The organism is Cupriavidus sp. SK-4, from assembly GCF_000611125.1.
Lineage (GTDB): Bacteria > Pseudomonadota > Gammaproteobacteria > Burkholderiales > Burkholderiaceae > Cupriavidus > Cupriavidus necator.
Genome location: NZ_JFJW01000107.1, coordinates 1 through 14,503, shown reverse-complemented (window position 1 = coordinate 14,503; position 14,503 = coordinate 1). Strand labels below are relative to the sequence as shown.

The window sequence follows — 14,503 nt, the reverse complement described above, 5'->3', positions numbered from 1 at the left end:
TGGGTTCTTAGCCGGCCGACGCCAGCCAGCAACTGACCTTGTGGCCGGATTCAAGTTCGATCTCGGGGGGATAGGCGTCATCGCACAGCGGCTTGCGGTGTGGGCAGCGCGCCGCGAAGCGGCAGCCGTGCGGCGGGTCGATCAGGCTGGGCGGGCTGCCCTGGATGGCGTACAGGCGCTCGCGTTTTTCGCCGAAGTGGGGGATGGCCTGGAGCAGGGCCTGCGTGTAGGGATGGGCGGGGCGCTGGTACAGCGTGCGCACGTCGCCGGTCTCGACAATGCGTCCGGCGTACATCACCGCCACCCGGTGGCAGATGCTGGCCGCCACGCCCAGGTCGTGCGTGATCAGGATGATGCCGACACCGGTCTGCGCCTGGATCTTGCGGAACAGCGCCATGATCTGCACCTGGATGGTCACGTCCAGTGCCGAGGTGGGCTCGTCCGCCACCAGCAGGCGCGGCGCGCTGGCAATGGCCATGCCGGCTACCACGCGCTGGCGCATGCCGCCGCTGAACTGGTGCGGATAGTCGTCCAGCCGCGTCTCGGGCGAGGGGATGCGCACGCTGTCCAGCACCTGCACCACCTGGCGGCGTCGCGCCTCGCGGCTGTCGGCGCGGCCGTGGTAGCGCAGCGGCGCGCCGACCTGGTCGCCCACCGTGAAGACCGGGTTCAGCGAGGTCAGCGGATCCTGCGAGATCATCGCGATCTTGCGGCCGCGGTACTGCGTGCTCATGGTCTTTTCGGGCAGCTGCAGCAGGTCCACGCCATCGAGCAACACCTTGCCGCCGAGTTGCACGCCGCCCTGGCGCGGCAGCAGGCGCAGGATCGACAGGATAGTCATGGACTTGCCGGAACCGGATTCGCCCACCACGCCCAGGGTCTCGCCCTCATGCACGTGCAGGTCGACGCCGTCCACGGCGCGCACCGTGCCACGGCGCAGTTCGAGGTGCGTGGTCAGGCCCTGTACCGACAGCATGGGCGCGCCGCGTAGGGAATTCTGGGCAGCTGGCGTTGGCGACGGGCGTTGCGTCACGTGCGGGTCGGGGCCGGTCATAGCTGCCTCCTTTTCGGGTCGAAGTGGTCGCGCAGCCAGTCGCCCAGCAGGTTGGACGCCAGGCAGGTGGCCATGATGGCCAGTCCGGGCATGGTGATGGCCCACCACGCGTTGGTGATGTAGTTGCGCGCATCGGCTAGCATCAGCCCCCACGACACATCGGGTTGCTGGATGCCCAGGCCGAGAAAGCTTAGCGAGGCCTCGAAGATGATCACCTGGCCCACCTGCAGCGTGGCCAGCACCAGCAGGGTGTTGAGCAGGTTGGGCAGCAGGTGGCGGCGGAAGATGGTGAGCGTGCCGCAGCCGGCCACGCGCGCCAGCGCCACGTAGTCGCGCTGCTTGAGCGACATCACCTCGCCGCGCACGATGCGCGCGTACCAGGTCCAGTAGGTCACCACGATCACCAGCACCACGGTGTTGAAGCCCGGGCCCAGCACCGCGGCCAGCACCAGCGCCAGCGCCAGCGCGGGGATCGACATCTGGATATCGACCAGCCGCATGATGAGCGCGTCCAGGCGCCCGCCGAAGTAGCCGGCCAGCATGCCGGCGGCGGTGCCGATGCCGCCCGAGATCAGGATGGCGTACAGCGCGACCACCAGCGAGATGCGCGTGCCGGCCATGATGCGCGAGAGCAGGTCGCGCCCCATGTTGTCGGTGCCCAGCGGATAGGCCCAGCTGCCGCCCGCCAGCCAGGCCGGTGGCTGGAAGGCCAGGCCGAGGTCGAGGCCATTGGGGTCGTGCGGCAGCAGCGCCTCGCCGCCGACGGCGCCGACCAGCAGCACCGGGAAGATTACCAGCGCAAACCAGGGCAGGCCACTCAGGTCACGCCGCTGGCGCTTGCGGGCCGGCGCCGCCGGGGCGCTGGCAGGAGGAACGGCGATCTCAGGCATGGCGGATCCTCGGGTCGATCAGGCCGTAGCTCAGGTCGACCATCAGGTTGGACAGCACGAACAGCACGGAGGTGAGCATTACGCCCGCCTGCACCACGGGAAAGTCGCGCGCGAACACGGCCTCGACCACGGTGCGGCCGACGCCTGGCCAGGCGAAGATGACTTCGACCACGAAGGCGCCGCCCAGCATCGCCGCGAAGTACACGCCGAGGATGGTCACCAGCGGAATGGCCGCGTTGCGCAGCGCGTACTTCCAGATCAGCACGCGCTCGGGCAGGCCCATGGCGCGGCCCATGCGGATGTAGTCGCTGTCGAGCACATCCAGCATGGCCGAGCGCACCACGCGGGTCTGCGCCGCCACCGGATACCAGCCCAGCGCAATCGCGGGCAGCACCAGGCTGTTCCACGAATCGCGCCCGAACGCCGGCAGCCAGTTCAGCTGCACCGCGAAGAACAGGATCAGCAGCAGCCCGACCCAGAAGTTGGGCATGGCCTGTCCAAGCATGGCGAAGACCTTGGCAAAGCGGTCGAACCAGGAGCCGCGGTAGACCGCCGACAGCACGCCGAACGGCACCGCCATCGCAATCGAGAAGCCCAGCGCGGCCAGCGCCAGTTCCACCGTGGCCGGCAGCCGCTCCAGGATCAGCCCCAGTGCCGGTTCCTGCCAGCGGTAGGAGTTGCCGAAGTCGCCGGTGACGGCATGGCCGAGGAAGACCAGGTACTGCGCCACCAGGGGCTGGTCCAGGCCGAGATGGCGGCGCGTTGCCTCGATCACCTGCGGCGGCGCGTCGGCTGGCAACAACAGGGCAAGCGGGTCGCCGGACAGGCGCGAGATCAGGAAGATGATCACGCTCGCGCCAAGGATGCTGATCAGGCCGTGCAGCAGGCGTTTTGCAATAGGCATGACAGGCTCCGTCGGAGAATTGTCAGCGGGAATGCCGCGCCCGGCTCGGGCGCCGGGCGCGGCGGCGGATCACTGCTTCCAGCTGACTTCCTGGAATGAGCGCCAGTAGTCGCGGATGGGCCAGGGCACGTAGTTGATCTTGTTGTCGCGCCAGGCAAAGGTCACCAGCGGCCGGTAGGTCGGCAGGCCGCCCAGCACGCGCTCCTGCTTGAGCCGCGCGATCTGGCGCAGCAGCGCGGTGCGCGCCGCGGGGTCCATGGTCTGGCGCTGCTTCTCCAGCAGCGCGTCGACCTCGGGGTCGCTGGTGTAGGAATAGGTGCCCCAGCCGCCGCCGCCCTGGTAGCTGTGCAAATGGCCGGACCAGGCCAGTCCCGGGTCGCCGGGCAGCCCCTGCGACCACATCCAGCTCAGCACGCCGTCCATCTCCGGCGGGCCCGAGCGGCCGCGCTTGCCCAGGCTGATCCAGGCCCCGTACTCCAGGTTGCGCACCTGGCAGCGGATGCCCACGGAACTCAGGTAGGCATACATGGCTTCGCCCACTTCCTTCACGCCCGGTTCGCGCGGCGTGGTGAGGTTGTAGCAGGGGGTCTCGAAGCCATTGGGATAGCCCGCCTGCCTGAGCAGCTCGCGCGCACGCTTCTGGTCGAAGGCGTAGGGCTTGAGCTCGGGGTCGTAGCCATTCGACTCCTTGCCCACCTGCGCATAGCGCTCGCCCTGGCCGAACAGCACGCGCTTGATGATGGCGTCGACATCGATGGCGTGCGCGGCCGCCTGCCGCACGCGCACATCGTTGAACGGCGACTTCGGCATCTGCGTGTTGAAATTGAGGAAGAGGTTGTTGCCGCTCACCAGCGTGACGGTCTTCACCCCCGGCATCTTCTTGAATTCCTCGACCATCGACGGCGGCACGTTGTCGATGAAATCGACCTTGCCGGTCTTGAAGGCCGCCACCCGGGTCAGGTCCTCCGGGATCACCTTGATGGTCAGGTCCTTGATGCCCGGGCGCTTTTCCTTGTTCCAGTAGCCGTCGAAGGCTTCCAGCTTCAGCTCGTCCTTGACCGTGCGCGAGACAAACTTCCACGGCCCGGTGCCGACCGGCTTGCGGGCGAACTCTTCTTCGCCGACCTTCTGGATGTACTTCTTGGGCATGGCCCACAGCTGCATGTTGCCGACGATGAACTGCGCATCCGGCTCCTTGAAATGCAGCTTGAAGCGGTGCGCATCCACGATCTCGAAACGCTCGATTGACGAGACATAGTGCGAGAAGAAGCTGCTCTTGGGGTCGCGCTGGCGTTGCCAGGAGAACTCGAGGTCCTCGGACGTCAGCGGGTCGCCGTTGTGGAAGCGCACGCCCTTGCGCAGCAGCACGTCGAGCACGGGCTTGCCGTCCTTGCCGTTTTCCAGCTTCCAGTTCTCCGCCAGCCAGTTCTCGTCCTTGAGCGCGGCATTGCGGCGCACCAGCATCTCGAAGATCTGGCCGACAAAGTAGTGGTCGACGCCGGCCGAGATCTTGACCGGGTCGAGCGTGGTCGATTCCGCGCCGAAGGCGACGGTGAGGCTGCCGGTGGCCGGCGCGGCCGGTGCGGCCGGTGCGGCGTGAGCCGCGGGGATGGCGGCGGCCAGTATGCCGGCCAGCAGGCGGCGCCGGGCGGCGCCGGTCAACTTCACTTGCATGGTGCTCCTCCTGTTGCGCCGTCTCGTGGCGGCGCTGTTGGTGTGAACAACGGATGCGCTCAGCGCGGGAAGCTGCCTTCCAGCTGGCGTACCACCTCCAGCAGGCGCGGGCGCACCTCGTCGAGCAGGAATGACGGGGACAGCCGGAACGACGGTCCGCCCACGTTGATGGCCATGGGCGGCATGCCATGGCCGGGCTCGAAGCCGCGCGCAATGCCGTTGACGTCCGGCTGCCAGTCGCCCATCGAGCAGGTCACGCCCAGGGTGAGGTGGTCCGCCAGGCCCTGCTCGATGCCCTGGCGCAGGCGCGGCCACGCCATGTCGTCGACGTCGCGCACCTGTTCCATGAAGGCCTGGCGCTCCTGGTCCGGCACCACCGCCAGCCAGGCGCGGCCGATGGCCGAGGTGGCGACGGGAATGCGCGAGCCGGTATCGAGCGTCAGCGCAATCGCTGCGCAGCTGCGGCAGTGCTCGACATAGATCATCGAGAAGCGGTCGCGCGTGCCCAGCGACACCGTGCCGCCGGAAAAGTCCGCCAGCTCCTGCATCAGCGGGCGCGCCACCTTGCGGATGTCCAGCCGCGACAGCATGGCGCTGCCCAGCCGCAGGCAGGCCGTGCCCAGGCTGTACTTGTGGCTGCCTTCGGCCTGCGCCAGGTAGCCCAGCCGGGTTAGGGTGGAGGTCAGGCGCGATACGGTCGACTTGGGCAGCCCGCAGCGCCGGGCGATTTCCTGGTTGCCCAGCACGCGGTCGCTGGTGCGGAAGCAGGCCAGCACTTCCAGCCCGCGCGCCAGCGCGGTGACGAAGTGGCGGTCTTCCTTGAAGGCATTGCCGGTGGATCGATCCTGCATGGCCGTTGGCTCCTTCGGGGCGCAGGCGTCCGGGACGCGCGCGCGGCGTCCTGGTCCGGTACTGCGGTACTGCCTGACAGCGGTTCCGGTTCAGCCGCCGGCTTCGGTGTCCAGCAAGGCCTGCAGTTCCACCTTGCGCACCTTGCCGGTGGCGGTCAGCGGGAACTCGGGCAGGATGCGGATCTCGGGCACCTTGTAGACCGCCATCTGCTCGCGGCACCAGGCATGCAGGGTGTCGGCGGTGGTGCCGTCGACATGCTCGGGGCGCAGGCGGATAAAGGCCACCGGCACCTGGCCCTTGTCCGGGTCCGGGCGGCCCACCACGGCCGAGCCCAGCACCGCCGGATGGCGCGACAGCAGCACCTCCAGCTCCGACGGGAACACGCTCATGCCGCGCACCTTCAGCATCTCCTTGCGCCGTCCCAGGAAGTGCAGGTAGCCCGCTTCGTCATAGGCGCCGATATCGCCGGTGCGGAACCAGCCGTCGCGGAACACCTCGGTGTCCACGTCGGGGCGGCCCCAGTAGCCCTTGAACAGCGACGGCGTGCTGACCACGATCTCGCCTTCCTCGCCGACCGGCAGCACCGCGCCGGTGTCGAAATCGCAGATCTTGATGCGCGTGCCCGGCACCGGCAGCCCGACAAAGACCGGGCGGCCGCGCAGGTCCATGTCGTCGTCCTGCATGCCGGTGGTGAAGGTGTCGCTGGTATGGGTTTCGGTCATGCCCCAGGCGCCCTCGGCAATGATGCTGCCGGTCAGCGCGTGCCAGCGCTCGCGGATGTCGGGGGTGATCTTGCGGATGAACGAGGCGGCGCGCGTGTGCTCCAGCGAACGCAGGTCGTAGCGGCCGCATTCGGGGTGGTTCATCAGCTCGACCGCGTTGTCTACCACCACGAAGGTGCGGTTGACGCGATAGCGCTCGATCGCGGCCATCACCGCGACCGGGTCCCAGCGCGCCAGCAGCACCACGGTCGCACCGCTGAAGATCGGATAGATCAGCCCGAGGTTCTCGCCCGCGATCCAGAACATCGGCAGGAAGTTCAGCATCACGTCGCCGGAGCCTTCTGCCAGCCGTTCCGCATCGACACCGCCGGTGAGCGCGTAGGAAGCCGCCGCGGTGTAGACCATGTCGCGCTGCGTGTGCATGCAGCCCTTGGGCAGGCCGGTGGTGCCGCCGGTGTAGTTCAGTGCGGCCAGCGCGTCCATGTCGACCGGGGGCAGTGCGACCGGCGCAGTTTCGCGCAGCGCCTGCAGCAGGTCGATGGCGCCTTCCACGGCCAGCGGGGGCGCGTCGAGGCCCGCTGGCAGCGGCAGCTCGGGCTGCGCCGGCAGCATCGCGCCGGCACTGGTGGTGTAGACGGTGTGCAGCCGCGTCTGCGCGCGCACCGACATCAGCAGCGGCGCAAGCTGGTCCTGCACGATGACGGTGGTGGCGCCGGCATCGTTCAGCTCATAGACCAGCTCCTGTTCCTTGAAGAGCGGGTTGACCGGCACATACACCGCGCCCAGCTTGAGGATGCCGTAGAAGACCACGTGGAACTGCGGGCAGTTGCCCATCATCACCGCCACCCGGTCGCCCGCGCCCACGCCGCGGCCCTTGAGCAGCGCGGCGCAGCGCTCGGACAGGTCGTCGAGCTCGGCATAGGTCACGGTGGTGCCGTACCAGACCAGCGCGGCGTGGTCCGGGCGCTTGCGCGCCCACGCGCGTAGGTAATCGCCCAGCGGGGCCTCGCCATGGGGATAGACCGGTGCATCGGGCAGGCCGGCGGGCCAGATCTTGCGATGCCGGGCTTCCAGGTCCTCGAAGAACGCCTGTTCGTTCATCTGCTGTCTCCTCTTGCTTTCGCTCTGGTTCTGTCCGCCGCCGTGCCTACCAGGCGTCGACGAAGCTGCGCATCGGACGGTGGGGATTGGCGGCACCCGCCTCGAGCCCGCTGGCCACCCACTGGCGGGTGGCGGCGGGGTCGATCACGGCGTCGAGTTCCAGTGCCGCAGCGGCGTTGATGGCATGGCCGCGCTCGTACATCTGCGCCACCAGCTGCTGGTACAGCGCATCGCGCTGCGGACCGGCCGGCAGCGCTTCCAGCTCCTTGCGGAAGCCCAGCCGCACCGCGCCCTCCAGGCCCATGCCACCGAATTCGCCGGTTGGCCACGAGACCGTGAAGGTTGGCGCGCGGAAGCCGCCCGCGGCCATCGCCATCGCGCCCAGGCCGTAGCCCTTGCGCAGCACCACCGCCAGGAACGGCACGCGCAGCTTGGCGCCCGCAACGAACATGCGCGACACATGGCGCACCTGGGCGCGGGCCTCGACCTCCGGGCCCACCATGAAGCCCGGGGTGTCGATCAGCGATACGATCGGCAGCCCGTGCGCATTGCACACCTGCATGAAGCGCGCGGCCTTGTCGGCGGCATCGGCATCGATGGCGCCGCCGAGGTGGCGCGGGTTGTTGGCGAGAATGCCGACGGGCCGGCCTTCGATGCGCGCCAGCGCGGTGTGGATGCCGGTGCCGAAGCCGGCGCGCAGTTCCAGCACGCTGCCCGCGTCGGCCAGGCCGGCGATGGCGGCGCGCGTGTCGTAGACGCGCAGGCGGTTCTCTGGCACCACCTGGCGCAGCGCCAGCGCGTCAGGCGCCTGCCAGTCGTCGACGCGGCCCTGGAACATCGACAGGTAATGCCTGGCCGCGGCCACGGCGTCGGCCTCATCGTCGACCAGCAGGTCAACCACGCCGTTGTGGTACTGCACCGTGGCCGGGCCGATATCCTCGGGGCGGAACACGCCCAGGCCGCCGCCCTCGATCATGGCCGGGCCGGCCATGCCGATATTGGCGTTGCGTGTGGCGATGATCAGGTCGCAACAGCCCAGCAGCGCGGCATTGCCGGCAAAGCAGCGCCCGGAGGCAATGCCCACCACCGGCACTTCGCCGCTCAGCTCGGCGAAGGCGGCGAACGAAGGCTGGTACAGGCCGGCCACGGTGGGGAAGTCGATGTCGCCCGGGCGGCCGCCGCCGCCTTCGGCAAAGATCACCGTTGGCAGGCGGTTCCGCAGGGCCACCTCCAGGATGCGGTCGGTCTTGATATGGTTGCGCTTGCCCTGGGTGCCGGCCAGCACGGTGGCGTCATAGGCCAGCACCGCGCAGCGCGCGCGCTCCGGTGCGAACAGGCTGCCGTTGACGGCGCCGGTGCCGGTGATCAGGCCGTCGGCAGGGGTGTTGGCGATCAGGTCGGCCTCGCTGCGCCGGCTGGCCTGCGCCGCCAGCGCCAGGCCGCCGTACTCGCGGAAGCTGCCGGCATCGCACAGGTCGTCGACGTTCTCGCGCGCGGTGCGCTGGCCGCGCGCATGGCGGCGCGCCACCGCCTCGGGGCGGGCCGCGTCGTACAGGAAGGCGTGGCGGTCGAGCACGCGCTGCAGGTCGGCGCGGATCACCGCCGGGTCGGCGCATTCGGCCTCGCCGTCGGCATGGGCGCCGGCATCGGCAGGCTCCAGCACCAGCATGACCTGGCCCTCGGCCACCTGCTCGCCTGAGGTGGTGCGCAGGTCGATCACGCGGCCGGCGCGCTCGGCCACGATGGCGTGCTCCATCTTCATTGCATCGAGCACGGCCACGGTCTGGCCGGCCTTGACCAGGTCGTTCTCGCGCGCCAGTTCGATCACGCGTCCGTTCATGGGCGCGCGCACAGCGCTCAGGCCTTCGCCCAGTTGCTCCTCGAAGCTTGCCGTGCTGGAAGGTGCCGCCACCCTGGGGGCGCTGCCTTCTGCCAGGGCCTGCCGCGCCGCGTCCTGCGCCGCAATCTGCGCGGCGCGTTCCAGCAGGGCGGGCAGCGCGGCTTCCATATAGCGCGTATGCACGTGCTGGCTGGCAAAGTCGTCGCGCTCGGCCAGCGCCCGCAGCAGGTCGAGGTTGGTGGCGATGCCGCCGATGTTGAATTCCCCGAGCGCGCGCTGCAGGCGCCGCACTGCGTCAGCGAAGTTGTCGCTGGCGGAAGTGACGATCAGCTTGGCCAGCAGCGTGTCGTAATGCGCGGACGGTGCATAGCCGGTATAGCCGTGGGTGTCGACGCGCACGTCCGGCCCGGTGGGCGGATCGAAACGCTCCAGCCGCCCCTGTGCCGGCCGTGCCAGCCCTTGCGCGTCGGTGGCCTCGGCATTCACGCGCACCTGGATGGCATAGCCGCGCACGCGCGGCGGGTGCTGCGGGTCCAGCCCCAGTTCCGCCAGACGCCTGCCTTTGGCCAGCCCCAGCTGCACGGCCACCAGGTCCACGCCGGTGACCTGCTCGGTGACGGTGTGTTCGACCTGCAGGCGCGGGTTGGCTTCGATAAAGACAAAGGGCAGGGCCGCGCCATCGCGGCGCGCGCCGTCCTCGGGCACTTCGACCAGGAATTCAAACGTGCCCAGGCTGCGGTAGCGCGCTTCGCGCGCGAGCGTGCAGGCGGCATCGACAATGCGCTGACGCAGCGCCGGATCGAGCGCCGGGCTGGGCGCGATCTCGACCACTTTCTGGAAACGGCGTTGCAGCGTGCAGTCACGCTCGCCCAGTGCGATCACGTGGTGGCCGTCGCCGGCGATCTGCACTTCGATATGGCGCGCGCGGGCCACCAGCCGCTCGGCGTAGATGGCATCGATGCCGAAGGCCGAGCGTGCCTCGGAGCGGCAGCGCGCATAGGCTTCCGCCAGGGCGTCGCGCTCGCGCACCACGCGCATGCCGCGCCCGCCGCCGCCGCCCACCGCCTTGAGCACCACGCCGGCGCCGTCCTGTTCGTCGAAGAAGGCGGTCACCGCATCGAGCGTGGCGCCGCCCGCGGTGGCGGGCATCACCGGTACGCCGCAGCGTGCGGCCAGCGCCAGCGCGCGGCCCTTGTCGCCGAACAGGGCCAGCTGCTCGGGCTCGGGGCCGACAAAGACGATCTCCGCGGCTGCGCAAGCGCTGGCAAAGTCGGCGCGCTCGCTGAGAAAGCCATAGCCAGGGTGGATGGCGTCGCAGCCGGTGGCGCGCGCTGCGGCGATGATGGCGGGAATGTCGAGATAGGCGGCGGCCCCCTGGCCCTGCAGCGCGACAGCTTCGTCGGCCAGCAGGCGGTGCCGGCTGGCATCGTCGTCGGCGGCATAGACGGCTACGGTGGCGATGCCAAGGTCTCGTGCGGCGCGCTGCACGCGCAACGCGATCTCGCCACGATTGGCGATCAGGAGCTTCTTCACAAATGTCCCCTTCCATGCGAAGCGGCATCGCGCAAGCAGCGTTGCGTGGCCGGCTTCTGTTTTTTGGTTTGTGATTCTGCGAGGTGGAATCTACGCGGCTCGTCCAGGGGTCACAAGCGCGATGCGCCGGAACCATGTATGACATGCCGCGCGTGCATAACGCGCGAGCGAGGGGGAGGGAGGAGTGTTGCCCGTTCTGTTCTGCATTGCAGAATCTCGGGCGGTGTGGCGGGTCGATCCAGAGGCCTGGCTGGCCTTGGATCGCTACCGATGGGACGCACGGAACATGGCGTTGCCGCGGGTTTGCCGCCCTCCCCCGCGAGCGGGAGAGGGGAACGGCGATGAGTGCTCTGCGTCAGCCGATGCGCATGCCCGGCACCGCGCCCTCGTGCGGTTCCAGGATATACAGGCCCGGCGCGGCCTTCTCATCCGCGGCCGATGCCGCCAGCACCATGCCTTCGGACACGCCGAACTTCATCTTGCGCGGTGCCAGGTTGGCCACCACCACCGTGAGCTTGCCTACCAGCTGCTCCGGCGTGTAGGCCGACTGGATGCCGGAGAACACATTGCGGGTGCGGCCTTCGCCCAGGTCCAGCGTCAGCTGCAGCAGCTTGTTCGAACCTTCCACCTTCTGGCATTCGACAATCTTCGCGACGCGCAGGTCAACCTTGGCGAAGTCGTCGATGGTGATGGTGTCGGCGATCGGCTCGATCGCCGAGCCCGCGGCGGCCGGCGCCGCGGTCGCCTGCAGCGATTCGCGGTTGGCAGCCAGCAGCGCGTCGACCTGCTTGGCATCGACACGCGTCATCAGGTGCTGATAGGCCTGCACCGGGCTGGCGGCCGACAGCTGCTTGTCGATGGCACGCCAGTCCAGCGGCTCTACGTTCAGGAAGCGCTCCACGCCAGCAGCCACGTTCGGCACCACCGGCTTCAGGTACACCGTCAGCAGGCGGAAGGCTTCCAGCGAGACCGAGCACGCCGCATGCAGCGCCGCGCGCTTGTTTTCGTCCTTGGCCAGTTCCCACGGCTTCTCGGTGTCGACGAAGGCGTTGACCGCGTCGGTCAGCTCCATCACCAGGCGCAACGCCTTGCTGTACTCGCGGGCTTCATAGAGGTGGGCGACCTGCGGGGCGGCCTGGCGCAGCTGCTCGAGCAGCGGGTGGGCCAGCGCGGCCTCGTCGACCTTGCCGTCGAAGCGCTTGACCAGGAAGCCCGCGGCGCGGCTGGCGATATTGACGTACTTGCCGATCAGGTCGCTGTTCACGCGCGCGATGAAGTCATCGAGGTTCAGGTCGAGGTCTTCCATGCTCGCGTTGAGCTTGGCGGCGAAGTAGTAGCGCAGCCATTCCGGGTTCATGCCGGTATCGACATAGCTCTGCGCGGTGATGAAGGTGCCGCGCGACTTGCTCATCTTGGCGCCGTCCACGGTCAGGAAGCCGTGGGCGAACACATTGGTCGGGGTGCGGTAGCCCGAGAAGCGCAGCATCGCCGGCCAGAACAGCGTGTGGAAGTACAGGATGTCCTTGCCGATGAAGTGGTACTGCTCGGCGGTGGAATGCGGGCCGACCCAGGCGTCGAAGTCGATGCCCTTCTTGGCGGCCAGGTTCTGGAAGCTGGCGTAGTAGCCGATCGGGGCGTCCAGCCACACATAGAAATACTTGCCGGGGGCGCCGGGGATCTCGAAGCCGAAGTAGGGCGCATCGCGCGAGATGTCCCAGTCGGACAGGGTCGAGGCCTCGCCCTCGGCGCCCAGCCATTCCTGCATCTTGTTGGCGGCTTCGGGCTGGGCCAGGTCGGCCACCCATTCGCGCAGGAAGGTCTCGCAGCGCGGATCGGACAGCTTGAAGAAGTAATGGGCCGACGACTTGCGCACCGGCGTGGCGCCAGACACTACCGAGTACGGGTTCTTCAGGTCGGTCGGCACGTAGGTGGTGCCGCAGACCTCGCAGGAGTCGCCGTACTGGTCCTTGGCGCCGCACTTGGGGCACTCGCCCTTGATGAAGCGGTCCGGCAGGAACATGTTCTTGACCGGGTCGAAGAACTGCTCGACTTCGCGCTCGGCGATCAGGTCCTCGGCCTTCAGGGCCAGGTAGATCTTCTCGCACAGCTCGCGGTTTTCTTCCGCGTCGGTGCTGTAGTAGTTGTCGAACGACACCAGGAAGCTGTCGAAGTCGCGCTTGTGCTCGGTCCAGACGCGGTCGATCAGTTCCTTGGGCGTGATGCCTTCCTTCTCGGCGCGCAGCATGACCGGCGTGCCGTGGGTGTCGTCGGCGCCGACGTAGTAGACCTCGTTGCCCATCATGCGCTGGAAACGCACCCAGATATCGGTCTGGATGTATTCCACCAGGTGGCCGATATGGATCTGGCCGTTGGCATAAGGCAGGGCGGATGTGACGAGGATGCGACGTGCGGTCATAAACAGGAGCCGGTCAGGAGCGGGGAATATCAGGGGGACGGCGCCAGCCAGGAGGGGAGGGCGCGTGCCGGGAAGGGGCTATTTTAGCAACTGGCCAGCGCCTGCGCGCCGGTTCCGCATGGCGGAATGGCGAAACCCACGGTTCCGTTCGGCCAAAAAAAAAGCGCCGGTCAGAGCCGGCGCAGCTTTCCACAACGGAAAAGGAGGAGAAATCAGGTACCGCCCGGGAGGTCAGCCACCCATCGCGAGCCAGCAACGGTGGCAAGCGGCACCTGTTTCTATGACTAGGTCATCCTTGAATTGGTTTCAAAAAAATTTCGACGCGGCGATTTTGTGCCCGTCCGGCCTCACTGCCGTTGTCCGCAACCGGCTGGGATTGCCCGCGCCCTTCGGCGGTCAGGCGGTTGCGTGCGACGCCGCGATCACCCAGGTAGCCGGCCACGCTTTGGGCGCGGCGCTGCGACAGTTGCATGTTGTAGTTGGGGTTGCCGGTGCTGTCGGTATGGCCGACCACGTTGGCGCTCACGTCCTGGTGCTGGCCCAGGGTCTGCGCGACCTGGTCGAGCACCGAGCGGAACGACGGCTTGATGGTGGCGCTGTCGGTATCGAAGGTAACCTGGCTGGGGATGTTGACCTTGAGCGTGCCATCCGGCTGCTCGGTGATCTGGGTGCCCGTACCCGCAGTGTCCTTGTTCAGCTTGCCGCGGATGGCGTTCCAGTTGTAGCCGGTTGCGCCGCCGATGGCACCGCCCACTGCCGCGCCCACCAGCGTGCCGGTGGTATTGCCGCCGATCAGGTTGCCAAGCCCGGCGCCGACCGCGGCGCCCACGCCGGTGCCGACTGCCGTATGGGTCTGCTGTTCAGTGGCGCAACCCGCGGCCAGCAGCGTGGCAGCGGCGAGCGAGACAGTAACGAGCTTGATCTTCATGCATTCTCCTTCTGATGTTCCCGTAAATGTTCTTGGTACCGCATCGCGATGGTAACGCCAAGGCTAGCGGCAGGTAACCCTTTGTGCGCGTCGGGCCCGGCCGGTCGGGGCACCGCCTGCGGTGCCGGCGTACTGGGCCGTCCAACCGCACTACAATATGGATATGGCGGCGCGCGCACAAGTGCAAGCTTGTGAGATTTGTAAATGTCTGTAATCCCACACCCCATGCAGGGTATTGCGCGCGGATTTTCCGGCCTTCATGGCCGGTGCTGCATACTTTGATACATTAGGCGCAGGCCATCATGCGCCAGTCCCCCAATCATCGAAGCGGAGTTTGTCTTGAGCGTCAGCACTGAGCAGGTCACCGAAGCCCTGCGCACCGTCATCGACCCCAATACGGGCAAGGACCTGGTGTCCACCCGCTCGGCCAGGAATATCCGCGTCGACGGCGGCGATGTATCGCTGGAAGTCGAACTCGGCTACCCCGCGAAGAGCCAGTTCGATCCGATCCGCAAGCTGGTGGTTGCTGCCGTGCGGCAAGTGCCGGGCGTGAGCAACGTCAGCGTGGCCGTGACCATGAAGATCGTCG

General features: G+C 68.0%; 10 protein-coding genes. 1 reads left to right on the top strand and 9 read right to left on the bottom strand.

The window, feature by feature from the left end; translation table 11 throughout:
• Positions 1-7 precede the first annotated feature (7 nt).
• The 9 genes from CF68_RS23570 to CF68_RS23530 all read right to left on the bottom strand — a co-directional run bounded on the left by CF68_RS23570 (position 8) and on the right by CF68_RS23530 (position 13,914).
• Positions 8-1,054 carry an ABC transporter ATP-binding protein gene (locus CF68_RS23570; protein WP_013957788.1) on the bottom strand — a complete coding sequence of 349 codons (1,047 nt, stop codon included), beginning with the start codon at positions 1,052-1,054 and terminating at the stop codon, positions 8-10.
• Positions 1,051-1,944, bottom strand: a complete 894-nt coding sequence (locus CF68_RS23565) for an ABC transporter permease (RefSeq protein WP_035823481.1) — start codon at positions 1,942-1,944, stop codon at positions 1,051-1,053. The genes CF68_RS23570 and CF68_RS23565 overlap by 4 nt, the downstream gene beginning before the upstream one ends.
• Positions 1,937-2,848 (bottom strand): ABC transporter permease, encoded by a 912-nt coding sequence (locus tag CF68_RS23560; RefSeq protein ID WP_013957786.1) that lies wholly within the window; start codon positions 2,846-2,848, stop codon positions 1,937-1,939. Before CF68_RS23560 ends, CF68_RS23565 begins: the two co-directional genes overlap by 8 nt.
• 69 nt (positions 2,849-2,917) lie before the next feature.
• Entirely contained in the window at positions 2,918-4,522 is a 1,605-nt protein-coding gene (locus tag CF68_RS23555; protein ID WP_035823479.1) for an ABC transporter substrate-binding protein, read from the bottom strand.
• Between the two features lie 59 nt (positions 4,523-4,581).
• Positions 4,582-5,373, bottom strand: coding sequence for an IclR family transcriptional regulator (locus CF68_RS23550; RefSeq protein WP_013957784.1), 792 nt, complete (start codon positions 5,371-5,373; stop codon positions 4,582-4,584).
• Positions 5,374-5,463: 90 nt separating this feature from the next.
• On the bottom strand, positions 5,464-7,197 hold the full coding sequence (locus CF68_RS23545) for an AMP-binding protein (protein ID WP_035823477.1): 1,734 nt from the start codon (positions 7,195-7,197) through the stop codon (positions 5,464-5,466).
• Between the two features lie 46 nt (positions 7,198-7,243).
• Complete coding sequence (locus CF68_RS23540; RefSeq protein WP_035823475.1) at positions 7,244-10,570, bottom strand: carboxyl transferase domain-containing protein; 3,327 nt, start codon at positions 10,568-10,570, stop codon at positions 7,244-7,246.
• Between the two features lie 355 nt (positions 10,571-10,925).
• On the bottom strand, positions 10,926-12,986 hold the full coding sequence (gene metG / locus CF68_RS23535) for a methionine--tRNA ligase (protein ID WP_035823473.1): 2,061 nt from the start codon (positions 12,984-12,986) through the stop codon (positions 10,926-10,928).
• A 289-nt stretch (positions 12,987-13,275) separates the two neighbouring features.
• Positions 13,276-13,914, bottom strand: a complete 639-nt coding sequence (locus tag CF68_RS23530) for an OmpA family protein (RefSeq protein ID WP_035823471.1) — start codon at positions 13,912-13,914, stop codon at positions 13,276-13,278.
• Between the two features lie 339 nt (positions 13,915-14,253).
• On the opposite strand from CF68_RS23530, the gene CF68_RS23525 reads away from it, so the two are divergent.
• Positions 14,254-14,503: iron-sulfur cluster assembly protein (locus CF68_RS23525; protein WP_035823469.1), on the top strand; the 250-nt coding region annotated here is incomplete at its 3' end.

Excerpts from the sequence above, each read along its gene's own strand:
- CF68_RS23555 (WP_035823479.1), bottom strand. The coding sequence starts at position 4,522 with ATGCAAGTGAAGTTGACCGGCGCCGCCCGGCGCCGCCTGCTGGCCGGC.
- CF68_RS23560 (WP_013957786.1), bottom strand. The coding sequence starts at position 2,848 with ATGCCTATTGCAAAACGCCTGCTGCACGGCCTGATCAGCATCCTTGGC.
- CF68_RS23565 (WP_035823481.1), bottom strand. The coding sequence starts at position 1,944 with ATGCCTGAGATCGCCGTTCCTCCTGCCAGCGCCCCGGCGGCGCCGGCC.
- CF68_RS23530 (WP_035823471.1), bottom strand. The coding sequence starts at position 13,914 with ATGAAGATCAAGCTCGTTACTGTCTCGCTCGCCGCTGCCACGCTGCTG.
- CF68_RS23570 (WP_013957788.1), bottom strand. The coding sequence starts at position 1,054 with ATGACCGGCCCCGACCCGCACGTGACGCAACGCCCGTCGCCAACGCCA.
- metG (WP_035823473.1), bottom strand. The coding sequence starts at position 12,986 with ATGACCGCACGTCGCATCCTCGTCACATCCGCCCTGCCTTATGCCAAC.
- CF68_RS23550 (WP_013957784.1), bottom strand. The coding sequence starts at position 5,373 with ATGCAGGATCGATCCACCGGCAATGCCTTCAAGGAAGACCGCCACTTC.
- CF68_RS23545 (WP_035823477.1), bottom strand. The coding sequence starts at position 7,197 with ATGAACGAACAGGCGTTCTTCGAGGACCTGGAAGCCCGGCATCGCAAG.